8 protein-coding genes and 1 pseudogene are annotated in these 14,845 nt (G+C 35.1%); 3 read left to right on the forward strand and 6 right to left on the reverse strand.

Annotation, left to right across the window (positions count from 1 at the left end; all coding sequences use genetic code 11):
* The first annotated feature begins 178 nt into the window (after positions 1–178).
* On the forward strand, positions 179–3,511 hold the full coding sequence (locus ASM33_RS03725) for a glycoside hydrolase/phage tail family protein (protein WP_112477204.1): 3,333 nt from the start codon (positions 179–181) through the stop codon (positions 3,509–3,511).
* Positions 3,512–3,611: 100 nt separating this feature from the next.
* Here ASM33_RS03725 and ASM33_RS03730 read toward each other — a convergent pair whose 3' ends face one another.
* Together ASM33_RS03730 and ASM33_RS03735 are read right to left on the reverse strand one after the other, a co-directional pair.
* Positions 3,612–4,736 (reverse strand): IS4 family transposase, encoded by a 1,125-nt coding sequence (locus tag ASM33_RS03730; RefSeq protein ID WP_110409390.1) that lies wholly within the window; start codon positions 4,734–4,736, stop codon positions 3,612–3,614.
* 557 nt (positions 4,737–5,293) lie between these two features.
* Positions 5,294–5,890: a TIGR02217 family protein gene (locus tag ASM33_RS03735; protein WP_110410321.1), complete on the reverse strand. Its 597-nt coding sequence runs from the start codon at positions 5,888–5,890 to the stop codon at positions 5,294–5,296.
* A 418-nt stretch (positions 5,891–6,308) separates the two neighbouring features.
* On the opposite strand from ASM33_RS03735, the pseudogene ASM33_RS03740 reads away from it, so the two are divergent.
* Positions 6,309–7,276 (forward strand): annotated as a pseudogene (locus ASM33_RS03740) (IS110 family RNA-guided transposase).
* A gap of 330 nt (positions 7,277–7,606) precedes the next feature.
* On the opposite strand, the gene ASM33_RS03745 reads toward ASM33_RS03740, so the two are convergent.
* The 4 genes from ASM33_RS03745 to ASM33_RS03760 all read right to left on the reverse strand — a co-directional run bounded on the left by ASM33_RS03745 (position 7,607) and on the right by ASM33_RS03760 (position 12,599).
* Positions 7,607–8,428: a hypothetical protein gene (locus ASM33_RS03745; RefSeq protein ID WP_110410319.1), complete on the reverse strand. Its 822-nt coding sequence runs from the start codon at positions 8,426–8,428 to the stop codon at positions 7,607–7,609.
* Positions 8,429–8,526: 98 nt separating this feature from the next.
* Positions 8,527–9,210, reverse strand: a complete 684-nt coding sequence (pyrF, locus tag ASM33_RS03750) for an orotidine-5'-phosphate decarboxylase (RefSeq protein ID WP_110410318.1) — start codon at positions 9,208–9,210, stop codon at positions 8,527–8,529.
* The gene (locus ASM33_RS03755; RefSeq protein WP_110410317.1) at positions 9,207–10,013 is read right to left on the reverse strand and encodes a hypothetical protein; all 807 of its coding nucleotides are present in this window, start codon (positions 10,011–10,013) and stop codon (positions 9,207–9,209) included. Before ASM33_RS03755 ends, pyrF begins: the two co-directional genes overlap by 4 nt.
* A gap of 102 nt (positions 10,014–10,115) precedes the next feature.
* Entirely contained in the window at positions 10,116–12,599 is a 2,484-nt protein-coding gene (locus ASM33_RS03760; RefSeq protein WP_110410316.1) for a valine--tRNA ligase, read from the reverse strand.
* 144 nt (positions 12,600–12,743) lie between these two features.
* On the opposite strand from ASM33_RS03760, the gene ASM33_RS03765 reads away from it, so the two are divergent.
* Entirely contained in the window at positions 12,744–14,795 is a 2,052-nt protein-coding gene (locus ASM33_RS03765; protein WP_110410315.1) for a tetratricopeptide repeat protein, read from the forward strand.
* The last annotated feature ends 50 nt before the right edge of the window (positions 14,796–14,845 follow it).

Raw genomic sequence — 14,845 nt, forward strand, 5'->3', positions numbered from 1 at the left:
GCTAAATTTTTTGCATTTTCTGTCATTCCAGTGCGTGACACTGGAATCCAGGACTTTTTTTAATTGGATCCTAGGGTCAAGCCATAGGATGACAAGAGGAAGGCTGCTTGTATTATAGGATACTTAACAATTTAAAAAGATCTATTAAATAAAAAATCTATCAATAAGGAGGGTTATTATGTCTACAATAGTTTTATCATCAATTTTTGGTCAGTTTGGCAGCGTTCTTGGTCCAGTTGGCCAAATTATCGGTTCAGAGCTTGGCGCGCTTCTTGGTGCGCAGCTCGATGGCGCTATGTTTAACCTTGATGCGGAGAAAAAAGTAATACATGATGCAAGACTAAAAAATCTGCAAATTCAAACTTCGACTTATGGAAGAACAATACCAACCATTTATGGAACTGCTCGTGTTGCGGGAAATATTATTTGGGCGCAGCCTATTAAAGAGGAAGCGATAACTAGTAATAGTAGAGTGAACAAGAACGTCAATGTCACATATAATTATTATGCAACGCTTGCAATTGCTATCTGCAGAGGAGTGGTTAAAAAATTAAAGAGAGTATGGGCAGACACAAAATCGCTAACTTTGGATGAAATAGATTATACGTTTTATACTGGTGCAGAAGATCAAAATCCTGATCCTTTTATATTGTCAATTGAAGGGGAGGGGAACACGCCTGCTTATAGGGGAATATCCTATATATTGATCAAGAATTTTTCTTTGGCAGACTATAATAATCGTGTTCCAACATTTACATTTGAAGTGCAAACTGCATTAAAATCAGAAGGTTTTTCAGCAGCAGAAAATATCAAGAATATTAATATAATACCTGGCTCAGGGGAGTTTGTATATGATACAAAAGTACAGAAAAAAACTGCACAAGAAAAAATAAGCAGTAACCAATATATTCCATATGGGCCTGCAAAAAGAATAAATCACAATAATTACACTAAAAAGAGTGATGCTGTCCTCTCTTTAAATCAGTTAAAGGAAGATTTACCAAATGTTGAATGGGTGTCGGTAGTAGTGAATTGGTTTGGTAATAGCTTGAATATCAAAGATTGTGAAATATATCCTGCAGTTGAATTTCAGGATGATTCAGTAGTTTTACCTGATGATTGGGAAATAATAATGGATAATGATGATACAGTCTTACCTGATAAATGGGGAATAATAATGAATAAGGATGAATCAGTAGTCTTACATGATGACCGGAAAATAATAATGGATATAGACCATGGAACATCGTTATATAGAAGCCAAGCTAAGCTAATTTCAAAGGATAGTGACGGAAAACCCAGATATGGTGGTACAGTTAGTGATACAGCATTGATTAGATATATAGATGAACTACATAGTAGAGGTTATAAGGTGATGCTGTACCCAATGCTTTTGCTTGATACAGAAAATAAAGAGTGGCGGGGAAGATTAACAGGATCACCAGAAGATATAAGTCCTTTTTTTCAACGTTATAATAAATTTATAGAACATTATGCATATATTGCTAAAAGAACTCAAACAGAGGGGTTAGTTATTGGTTCTGAATTTGTGGAGCTTACAAAGATTAAAGATTCACAAGGTAATTATCCTGTAGTTCAAGAGTTAATTGACCTTGCAACAGCAATGAAGAGTTATTGTGTAGGGGATATAATGCTTACCTATGCTGCAGATTGGAGTGAATATCACTCACATGACGGCTGGTATCATATGGATGAGCTTTGGTCTTCAGAGCAAATCGATTTTGTTGGTATAGATGCTTATTTTCCACTAACAGATGGCCCTGAACCTCCGTTTGGTTATTCTGCGGAAGATGTAATTGATGGTTGGAGCAGTGGAGTAGGGTACGATTATTTTTATGACTACTCAAAAGGTGAACCTGAAAAAACAAGGTATAATGACAGCAAATATGCATGGAAAAACATAGAAAAATGGTGGAGTGAGGTTCATGTAAATCCAGATGGGAGTCAAACAAAATGGCAACCAAAAATGAAAAAGATATGGTTTACTGAATATGGGTTTCCAAGTGTAAATGGCTCTACTAATGAACCGAATGTATTTATTGATAATAGCAGTAAAGAAAGCAAATATCCGCACTATTCAAACGGAGAGGTAAGTTTTCTTTCCCAAAAAATTGCAATCGAAGGGACGCTAAAAAAGTGGCAAAATTCAGAAATGGTAGAAAAAATGTTTCTTTGGGCTTGGGATGCAAGGCCATTTCCGTATTTTCCTAACCTATGTGATGTTTGGTCTGATTGTCATAATTGGCAAACTGGTCATTGGATTCAGGGTAAGATTTCTATACTTGAAGTTTCTGATGTTTTATCCGATCTATTACAAAGAGCGGGCTTAAAAAGCAGCCAATTTGATACAAGTGATATTAGGGGATTATTATCAGGATATGTAATAAACGATCAGCAGTCAGTGCATTCAATTATTAGAATGCTGCAGAGTTGTTATTTTTTTGATGTGATTGAGCAAGACTCCAAATTAAAATTTGTTCAAAAGGGTAGGGGAGTCATTAGTGAAATACCCATTGATGATATCGTCTTCAGTAACAATTCAAAGCAAATGCAGCTTACAAACGTGAGTCAACTTGATTTGAATAACAAAGTTAATGTTGTTTATTTTAATCGCAATTTCAACTATCCAATTGATGTAAAATACGCTGAAATTCCAAAACAAGGCGCAGCTGTAGCAGTTGAAATACCACTAATTATGGAAGAGGGGCAGGCGCAGAATATAGCTGAAGTTTTACTTTATTCTGCATGGCAAGAGAGGAATATATATAACTTCAAGTTGCCGATAAAATATGCATGGCTTGTGCCCAGCAACATAGTGACAATTGTGGATGGCAAGAGAAAACATACAATAAGAATTATAAGAACAAAATTTGAAAGTATGTCCATTCAGGTGAGCGCGGTAGGTTATGATAGCTCTATATATAAGTTATCTTTCCCTTCAACAAAATCACTAAGATTCAAAGAATATTCTCCTTATCACATCAGTAAAACTAATATAGAAATCATAGATTTACCGTATATTAAAGATAATACTATAAGTCTTACTTTAATTGGCGAAGAAGACGGCTGGAAGGGTGCAGTGCTCTTTATTTCAGGTGATGACAAGGATTATCAACCTATTGCAAACATAAATAAGCAATCTACTTACGGGTATATAGCTCAGTTTATAGGTGAGGAACTGACAGTAGTGTTACATTCTGGTAACCTATTTAACATCAGTCCTATTTCAAGCTCAAATTTGGCACTAATTGGGACAGAAGTGATACAATTTCAAAGTGTGGAACCCATAGACAAAAATAAATACAAGCTGAGTAAGCTTGCTAGGGAGCAAAAAGGTACTAAAAAATATGATCTCACTGCTGGAGGGAAATTTGTTCTACTTGATGATTCAATAATATCTTTTGAAGTGCAATCAGGAAAACAGATTTTCTTGAAAGCTGTCACTTATGGTGATTCGCTGAGTAATACGGAAGCGAAGGTTTTTAGCTGACTTCATACCGTGATTCATTCCACAGCTGTACGAGCATTGCAAATTTGAAGGCAAAAATGGTGTCATCCCAGTGCGTGACACACAAGTGTACGAACGTTTGTTATGGAAAGTGAAAAAGGTAATAATCGTAGACTTTTTCTGGGTTTCCACCACAATATTCAATGACAGGTTTTAGGATTTCAAGCCTGAGTTCATTCATAAAAGCTCTCCTTGCAAACTTATAACTCTTGATTTCGCTGCGTTTTCTGTATTCTGTTAATAAAACCGAAGCAATAAGAATCATGTATAGTGTGACCAAAATTGTGTTTTTGCTATGTCCAAGAAAATGCTTCGTGTTGAGCTCCTGCTTGATAAATTTGAAGAAAACTTCTATTGACCAGCGCCTTTTGTAAAGAGCGCAGACTTCTTCAGCAGACATTTCATAAATATTAGTCAAAAATGTGAGAACTTCGCCATTCTGTCGATTTTGCGCTTTAATTAGCCTGATTTCAAACGACAAAAATCTTGAACCTTTTTGCCCCAGCCTGACTACTACATCTTCCATTAGCTCAAGCGTTCCAGTCTGCATGCCTGCAACTTTTCCGTGGATACGCACAATTTGATAACGAATATTATCGTTGCCACGTGTGATAAAATGTATGCCTTTATCTATAAACTCCTCGAAAGTTGCACGTTTTTGCAGTCCTCGATCAAATATGCAAATCGACTCTTGACCGTGATTTAAAATCATTTCCCGGAACGATGTGCTGTCAGAGGAGCCCTTGGCTTGAGTATACAAGTTCAGCAACTTTGCAAACCTGCCGTCAGTGGCAACGGTGCACTTTACCATATTCTTTGCACCACCACGCCATGGTATTGCAGATTGCAGTAATTTGCTCGATAACTGCAGGGTTGTGGAATCTATAATTAATAGCTTTTCTTGGTCTTTTTGGTTACAAAAACTTTGTAAAACGAACGAAAAAATTCTTTCGAAGTACTTAATTGGTATCGTTTTTAAGCGGCTTGCCACCGATGAATGGCGCGTATTCAGGCAAAACATCCGACGATAATTTTCCTCGATAGTCCGCAAGCTCAGCTCGTTTTTCTCCAATATGCTGTACAGCAGTAAATTAAATATATTTTCTCCCGTAAGTTTGCCCACTTTGTAATCAACGCCAACCGCTTTGCCTATTTCATCTAACACTGCTTTCGGCAATTTTGATATTATTTCTTTGTAATAAAACACACTTCACACCCTAATTTTTTTCCTATCTTATCGCTAAATTAGACGTTCGTACAGTTGTGTGCTTGACACTGGGATCCAGTCCTTAATTGCTGTGCTAGCAAACAAGTAGAAGGATGATAAATAGATAACAATAAAAATAGCTGATTTCATATTAAAACACAGTATTTTTGGTGAAGTTGTACTGCAAAATGGGTCCCAGTGTCACGCACTGGGATGACAGAAAGAGGATACTGGAATGACAGGAGGAGGGTTATTCGGATGACACCTTTAGTTGAGACTTAATAACAGTCCTATCGCTTTACGGGATGTTCGTACAGTTGTGGATTCATTCGCGGTATCTCAATAGCTCCCGCTAACAAGTAGTGGGATGACGAGATTATTAAGTTAATTTTTTTATTATAATATCTAATAATTAAATTAATGTATTTTTAAATTGAGGAAAGTTATGAGTAAATTGAATAAACAACTTTTTGATGTTTTAGATGGAATAGGATGGAATCTAGATGACATTAATGCATTGATAGAAGCTGGAGCTAATTATATACCTAGTAAACTTACTAAGGCTTTATTTCAATTAATGGAATATTATTCCAACTATTGCTTCCATAATTATCGATAGAGGCATTGAGGTAATCTGTATCGAAGCGTACAGGCACGTCAAATTCAAAGGTTGCAGTGATTATTGTATCTTTTATTGGTGGTTTTATAAACGTTATTTCTCCAGTTGCATAATTTACCGAACATTCACTCTCTTCTTTGCCATTTAAATAGATTTTTACTTTATCACGTACGGGCTTTTTGATTACACGAACATATTTGTCTTCACCGCTTACGTAAGTTTTAATTAATTGGAAAGTTGTTTGCTGACTATCTCCTACACCAATTTCTTGATTACTTACTATAAAATCAGACCAATCCTTAAAACGAAATCCTATTGCTTTACCTTTTCTTGCTTGAAAAAATGTTATTAATTCTAATAGTTGCTCATTTGATTTGATTCCATAAGCTATATTATATTTAGCACGTGCATGAGACCAATTAATATTGCGTTGCTCACGACCATTATGGGTTGTGACGACGTCAGTAGAAAATTCTGGTCCTCCAGTGGAACCATAAGATATATCTTCTGGAAATCTAACTTCTGTAAATGACATAAGTCCTCCTATAAAAATAAAATTGAGATAGTATAATTGAAATATTGTGTCATACGTGACTTGCAGATGTATGCGTCTGTATGCGTGTCCCGTAAAACTGCTGTTAAATACCAACTACTTGTATCATCTGAGTAACTCTTCCCCTGTCATCCAAGTGCTCCGATACACAGATGTACAAACATCCAGTGAGTTCTCATCCCAGTGCGTGACACTTGTATCTTTATGATGTGAGGCATTAGAGCTAAAATACCACGCAGGAAGGGTGAAGCCGACTTGACACTAACGCCAATAAGGCCGAATTCCAGATTTTGCTCCCCTCCCATAGAGTTAAAAGACAGAACAGTATCTTTGGAATTATATCCCGTATTACAAGGTTAGTCTAAACTCTCAGTTTATTTATAGTCTTGGAGGTAATTTTATGCAAGTAAATGCTATTTTGGGTGTGGATATTTCAAAAAAGAAATTTGATGTTTGTTTGCTGATGGACAATAAAAAACGACACAAAGTCTTTCAAAATAATCAGGATGGCTTTGCAAAACTTGTGGTTTGGTGCAATGGCCATGGAGCAAATCTTATTCATCTGTGTCTTGAGGCAACTAGCTGGTATGGGGAAGATTTGGCTACTTTTATGCACGATTTAGGGCATAATGTTAGTATAGTAAACCCGGCTCAAATCAAGGCTTTTGGCAAAAGTGAGCTGCTCAGAAATAAAACAGATAAATCAGATGCAGCTATGATAGCTAGATTTTGTATCGCTAATAAACCTGCTCTTTGGAAACCAATTGCACCTGAAATGAGGCATTTAAGAGATCTTTACCGTTGCCTGCAATCGCTAAAAGATGATATGTTGCAGCAGACAAATCGCTTGGAAAATGAAAATATGCATTCCAGCTGCAAAGAAGCTATATCTAAGGTAATTTTGGCAATAGAGGAGCAAATTATTGTTCTCGAAACAGAAATTAATGAGCATATAAATCACTATCCACATCTAAAAAATATGGTAGAAAACCTCAAGACTATAAAAGGTATAGGACATCTTACTGCTGTTGCTGTTATTGCAGAAATGCCAGCGGTTGATAATTTTGACAATGCTAAGCAATTTACAGCTTTTGCTGGTCTAAATCCAGGACATTATGAATCTGGATCGTCTGTAAGTAAGAGAAGTTGCATATGTAAAATAGGATCTGAGCGCGTCCGAAAAGCCCTTTATATGACAGCTATAGTAGTCAAAAACCATAATAATCATTTTCAAAAATTTTGTCAGCGTCTAGCAAGTAAAGGTAAATGCCCAAAAGTCATAGTCCTTGCGTTAATGAGAAAATTAATGCATGTCTTTTTTGGTATTCTTAAAACAATCAACCATTTAATTGTAATTTAGTTGGATAATTTGTTTGACATCAAAGACAGTATCTGGGATCTAGCAAGCGAAGGTTGCATATAATACGTTGTTGGCATTGAAAATATATAAATAGATTCTAGCATCACGCGCTAGAATGACAAAGGCGTGTAGTATTTTTGAGCTATGCAACAAAGCCGGGCCATCATGGAAAAAATGAAAACATTTCTCAAGTTTTTGGAGCAGGAAGGGTTGAAAGATGTTTTATATAAAGAATTTGGTTGAAATAGAATTGATGTACTGAAAAATAAAAGACTTGCTGCAAAGTAGTTACAGTAAAGAACGAAAGGAAAGCAGCAGGTCTACTCAGCACCATAAGATTAATTCCAAAGATTACTCAGTTCATAACCTTCATAATCAAATTCGCTATCTGAACTATTATTATTAAATTTAATTTCATCTATCTCAGCATTGTATAAATCACCTAGAACTTTTTTATTAGAAACATTCATACAATACTCCAACAATTCTTCTAACACTCCTGCGCTATCCTGGTCTAAGTCAAAACTGCTGAAATCAAATTGCTGCATTTTTTCTATATTCCCTTCTCTACATAACTTACATACCTCGTCTAAAGCTCTGTCATTTTCTTGACTAGCAACATTAAGAAAGTAAGAGTCTACTACTTTGCTAAACTGCTTTCCTACTTCTTGAAGAGAGCTTTCAGGATTCAGCTCCAACATTGTTTTGAAAATCTTATTGCCAAGAAAACTGTGTAGCTTAGTGGGTAAGTTATTATACATATCTTTGCTAACTTCCTTTACAAAATCAACTACATCATCTATTGCAACATCAGGACGAGATTCAAATATAGTTTCAAATGTTCCATAATCACCGCTTAAATTATAATTAACTATCTTGCTCATAAAATCAATTACTTCCTCTAAGGAAAATTGTGATTGGTTTTTCAAAATAACTTCAAGGCTCTTAATAAAATTATACTCGTGATAATTAAGAGTGTAACTTTCCCCTTCAGAGTTTACTTGGTAATACTTTATTATTAAAGGCCATACTTTTATTGTAATAACGTAGTCAGAATATACCTTTTCCAACTCACTAGAATATTTCTCTATTTCCTTATCTGATAATTTTGAACGAAATTCCTTAATCATTTCGCGTATTATTCTGTCGATATTATTCATACTGATCCCTAATTAATATATTAATAATTTTATAAATTAAGCTATTATATTCATATAATTTTAAAATTTCAAAATCATTTTATTTTTTGAATAAAGTTTTAAGATTTTTTTATGGATTGTAATATTAATTCCACAGCTCCTGCAGGATCATCACTTTGTGTAATTGGCCTACCAATTACAATGTAATCTGCCCCTAACTCTACTGCTTCTTTTGGTGTTGCTATTCTTTTTTGATCATCATTACTAGAACCTATGCGAACTCCTGGTGTAACAATATTAAAATCCTTACCACACTCTTTCCGCACTTCCTGAGCCTCCAATGCAGAGCATACTACTCCGTGCAACCCAATCTTTTTCGCAAGCTTTGCAAGTAAAATCACTTGTGATTTTACTTCTCGCTCGATTCCAAGCTCATTCAAATCTTCATTACCCATACTAGTTAGCACAGTCACCCCAATCAGCTTTATTTTTGTATCTTTTACTACATTTAGTGCTTCTGCAAGCATTTTTGCCCCGCCATTGACGTGCAATGTTAGCATTTCAACGCTCAGATCTTTTATTACTTCAACTGTTTTTGCTACGGTGTTTGGAATATCATGTAATTTAAGATCCAAAAAAATTGGCACATTACATTTTGCAACTTCTTTTACTCCAAAAAGACCATTAGCAGTAAAAAACTCCAGCCCTAGCTTTACCATCCCAACTTTATCGCGTAAGGTATTAGCTAAAGAAACAGCTTTATTTAGGTCTTGTGTGTCCAGTGCGCATATTATTGGATTCATAATTCTGGAAGTGAATTAGTGCTACCGGAAGCTCTCGTGGAGATTAATAGAGAAAAAGATGGTAAAGAATTACTACGCCCTCGACCTTCCGCCTGACAAACTTCTAATTCATCTCTTCTCTTTTTTGACATATTTTCAGTGAGTAAATTGACCTGATTTTGCAGGTCTTGTGATGTAGATGATGATTTTTTTATTTTTTCTGTCAATTGAGTTATCTCGATTTCCTGATGTTTTATTTTATCTTCTAATTCTTTTACTCTCTTATTTCGTTCATCTAGTTCAATTTCTCCATGTTTCACTGTATTTTCTAATTCTTTTATTCTCTTCTCTCGTTCATCTAGATCAATTCCTCCATGTTTCACTGTATTTTCTAATTCTTTCAGCTCCTTTTTTACACTATCTAGCTCTGTTTCTTTATGCCTTACTTTATCTTCTAACTCTTTCAATTCCTGTATTTTCTGCTCTGTGACAAGTTTTTGTTCTTGCATCTCCTTCTTTATAGCGGATATCTCAGTTCCTTGATCTTGTATCTTCCTTTCTGCATTAATTACATTCACTCTCTCAGCTTCCAATTGCTGTTTTAGATTAGCTAAATCATATGCTAATTTGTTTATTTCAGCACGATCATTTATTATTTTATATGAAAATCTGATTACTAGAGCAGAAAATATAGCTAAGGTAAGAACTAGAAAGATAGGCACACTATAAACTACTGCAAGAACTACGGATGAAAGCAATGTAAGAGCAGCTAAAGAACCAGCTATAAGGTAAAATGCGTTAGTTTTGTTATATAAAATTGCCACTATCATCCCTCACAAGTAAAACGACTGCAACGACTTTCACGCTAGCATGAATATTGAAGGGAATCAAGCTAATTTATTGAAAATTTTCCTACTTTAGAGTTATCACATCTCCACACCTACAACAAATTTTTCACCCTCAGTTTTAAGTCCAGACTTAACTGTCTCATCCCACTCTATTACTTCTGCATTACAGACTGTTTGCAAATCATTCTGTGCAGACTGATCAAGTTTATTCTCTTGAGTATTTACTTTTATCGTCAATTTTTTTATCAAATGCTTAACTGAAACGTTATTATCTGCCTTTATTTTTCTCACGAGATTTAATATTTGCACACAATCATCTCCCATTTCTTCTGAATGCTTATCGTAGATAAGCTCTTCAATATTCGGCCAATTACCCTGATTATGTACTGAATTGTAACTATATAACTGGTGATATATTTCTTCCGTAACATATGGCATAAAAGGTGCAAATAACCGCAGGATGACGTTTAGTGTATATGCAAGGCTTTGCTTTGCGCTTAAATTTGCTTCATTACTTACTGTTTCTCCATATGCACGTTTTTTCACTAATTCCAGATAATTATCACAAAAATCCTTCCAAAAAAATTCCTCTACTTTATTCAAAGCTTCGCAGTATTCAAATTGTGAAAGATTATCTGTTGCTCTCTCTATAACTTTATACAATTTGGACAATATCCATTTGTCTATTGTTTCACTTACAGAATCTAAGCTTAGTGCTTGATGCTTTTCCACAAACATAGAGGCAAACTTGCTGGCATTCCAAAGTTTTGTAACTAAACGTTTTCCAATTTTGAATATATTTTCAGAATAAACGGTATCAACTCCAAGCCTTGAATTTGCCGCCCAATAACGCACTACATCTGCTCCATACGTATCAAGCATTACATGAGGAGTGATTATATTACCTTTTGATTTACTCATCTTTTTCTTATCATCAGCTAAGCACCAACCGCTGATCATAATATTTTTCCATGGCAAAGAATCTGCATGGTAATGTGCTTTTAAAATCGTATAAAAAGCCCAAGTTCTTATTATTTCATGGCTCTGGCTGCGCAGATTTGCAGGAAATATAGTGTCATACCGATGATTTGGTAGACTAAACTCATTATTTACTGCCAGTGCATTTAGTTGAGGAGTGATCGCGCTTGTAGCCCAGGTATCCATTACATCCTTGTCCGGTATAACTTCCTCTATGCTGTATCCATCAGGTAAATCTCTTAGTGGATCTATAGGTAATTTTCTTACCTCTGGTAGAATGATTTTGCCCTCTTCGCCCTTGCGTTTTGAATACCACACTGGAAATGGCACGCCAAAATAACGCTGCCTTGAAATGCACCAGTCCCAGTTTAATCCTTCTATCCACACTTCCATGCGCTTGCGCATATTACTGGGATGCCAATTGCATTCTTTGACTTTATCCAGCACTTGAGCTTTCTGATCTAAAGTCTTGATAAACCATTGATAAGTCGGTAATATTTCAAGTGGTGCACCAGACCTTTCTGCACATTTAACAGAATGGGAAATAGCAGTACTTTCAATAAGCAACTCTTGTTCAGTCAGAATTTCAATTATTCTCTTCCTTGCTTCTTTAACCTTTAGTCCATTGATTTCATTATAGATCCCAGTGTCGGAGCACTGGGATGACAGGTATGGAGAAATGACATCATTTAGATTTATCTTTCCATCCTGATCAATGATAATTTTCATCTGGAGGTCATGCTTTTTGTGCCAATATATGTCGAGCTCATCGCCAAATGTGCAGCACATAACAAGCCCCGTGCCTTTATCTATTTTTACCTTATCATCAGCAATTATTGTCACACTACCCTGCACTATTGGCACTATAGCTTTCTTTCCGATCAGACGAGTGTAACGCGTATCTTCTGGATGGCAAAAAACTGCAACACATGCAGGTAGCAACTCAGGTCGTGTGGTTGCAATCTCAATTCTTTCGCCTTCTTCAGTTGCAAAAGCTATTGTATTTAGTGATGATTCAAAAACTTTGTCCTCTATTTCCGCTTGCGCAATTGCAGTTTTATCAACTGGATCCCAAAGAATAGGCTGCATTTTTCTATATGCATATCCCTTATTATATAGGTCAAGAAATGACATCTGTGAAAGTGTGATGGTTTCTTTACTAATTGTGTGATACTCCAGATCCCAGTCATAACTAATCCCAACAGACTTAAATAATTCCTTGAACTCCTGTTTTGATTTGTTGATCACTTCATGGCACATTTCTATGAATTTTTCTCTGCCAACTTCTTTTGCACGTGTTTTATAAGTTTGCTCAACCAGTCTTTCAGTTGGAAGTCCGTTATCATCGAATCCAATTGGATAAAAAACGTCTTTTCCGAGCATACGTTGAAATCTTGCAATAAAGTCTGTGTGACAATAACTGAATATATGACCTATATGCAGTTTTCCTGAGATCGTCGGTGGTGGCGTATCAATAGTAAAAGTATTATCCTTTGTTCCATTCCACTTATAAACTTTACTGCCTTCCCATAATATATTGTACTTACACTCAATCTCTTTAAAATTATATTTTTCAGTTAACATTACTATTGAAATATTTGTTGTCTTCACGCTAAAGCTAGCACAATTCAACAGATACGGCAATTTTAATGTATTTCCTTGACATACTTTGCTTATCTCGGTATAATTAATTAAAGTGGTGGACCAAGGTGAAATAGGGGGTATTTCATGTTAAAATCTAATCAACCAGGAACTTCTCAACAACAGCAAACACCTGTAATAGACAGGGAATTAAATGCAATATGCTCAAGAAAAACACACTTGGAAAAGACATTAATAGCGGCAAGACGTCGTTATGAGCATAATCGTAATCATGAAACAATTATTCCAGTAGTTAAAGCCTTAAGAGATTTAGTTAAGATTTGTGACGAACTTATAAATTATCAAGGACAAGATAAAGATCAGGTTCAAACCTATAAAAAACAAAAGGAATGGCTTCAAAAGGTTTTAACTAAGATTGTACTTACACGAGAACAAAGTTTAAATTTAGCAAAATTAACAATAGATGAATTACAAAAGGATTTAAAAACAACAAAAATTCATTATACTTTTGCTCGTGATACTGATCGTCAACAAACAGCTATTCCTTTACTGAGAGCATTAAGAGATTTAGCTGAAGCTTGGGGCGAGCATGGAAATTATCAAGAACAAGATAAAGATAAGCTTAAAAGCTATCAAGAACAAAAGAAATTGCTTGAAGAGGCTTTAGAAATAAGTAAAGAAGGTGATGATCCTATAGAAACAGTCAAAACGTTGCACAAATTGGGCAATGTCCATTATTGCTTGAAGGATCTTCATAGAGAAGCAGAGCATTGTGAGAAAGCAAAGGAGTATTATCAGAAAGCTCTAGATATCAATGAGTCCATTAACATAGGTGCTATATTAGCTGACATGTACAATAACATTGGCAGCATTGATCATGCTTCAGGAGACTATCAAAAAGCAAAGGAGAATCTTGAAAAGGCTTTGCCTATTTTTAAGAAGTTTAATGGCTCTGATGATATTAAGGTAGGTATAGTGTTTAATAATCTTGGTAATGTGCATCGAGATTTGAAAAATCATGAAGAAGCAAAAAAATTCTTTACAGATGCTTTAGAAATCTATGAAAAAGTTCATGGTCCTCAGCATATTGAAGCAGGCAGAATATCAAATAAGTTAGGTGATATCTTCTACTCTTTAGCAGACTTGCAGGAAAAAAATGAAGCAAATGGATCATGTCAAAAGGAATCACATCAAAAAGCAAAGGAATTATATGAGAAAGCAAAGGATTCACATGAAAAGGCTCTGCATATTTACAAGAAGTTCTATGGCCCTAATCATGTGATAGTAGCTCAACTGTCAGATAAGCTAGGTGAAGATTACCTCACTTTTGGAAATGACCAAAAAGCAAAAGAATTATACGAAAAACAGTTAGTAATTTATATAAGAGATTTATCGACAAAAGAGAGGCGTAATATTAATAGTATTGAAGTAGCTGAAGCTTTACGTAACGTGGGTAATGCTTACTATAATTTGGATGATTTTCAAAACGCAAAAGATTTCTATCAAAAAGAATTAAAAATCAGAGAAAGACATTATAATTCTTATATTACTGAAGTGATTGATCCTTATAGTAATAATATGTTTAAAGTGACTAATGAAGCACTGGAAGAAAAGCAGCAAAAAGAAAAAGTATCGCGTGAAATTGAAGTAGCTAAAACCTTAGATAATTTAGGCGATGTTTATCTTGCTTTAGGAGATCACCAAGAAGCAGAAAAGTCATATAAAGATGCTTTAAAGCATTATGGTTCTGACAGTCCTTTTGCAGATGAGATATCGGAAAAATTAAAAAAGACTTCCAAATCTTTAATAGAGGCTACCAAATCTTTAATAGAGCAATTAAAAGACACTTTAGCAGCAAAAGAAAGGAATAGTTCCTCTGATCATTTTCAAGTAGGTCTGACGTTAAGAGACCTACTTGATGCTCATGGAGTATTAGCTAATGCTTACGGTGAATTACAAGACTATAAAAATCAGAATGAATCTTTAGAGAATCAGAAGGGAGTATTAAAAAAAGCTTTGCCTATTTTGGAAGAGAATTTTGGACCTACTAATCCTATTGTTATCAGATTAAATAAGCTTGCTGGTGAGTTAGGTGTTAAACCAAACAGTGCTCTTGATTCCATCTCTGCACAGGCTGCTGCTAGAGCAGAAAAAAAAGTTGAATACAGCAATAGATGATATTTCTAGAGGATGGTACTCAGGATTACAGAAAAGGAAATATTACTAGG

This window comes from Wolbachia endosymbiont of Folsomia candida (genome assembly GCF_001931755.2).
In the GTDB taxonomy this organism is placed as follows: domain Bacteria; phylum Pseudomonadota; class Alphaproteobacteria; order Rickettsiales; family Anaplasmataceae; genus Wolbachia.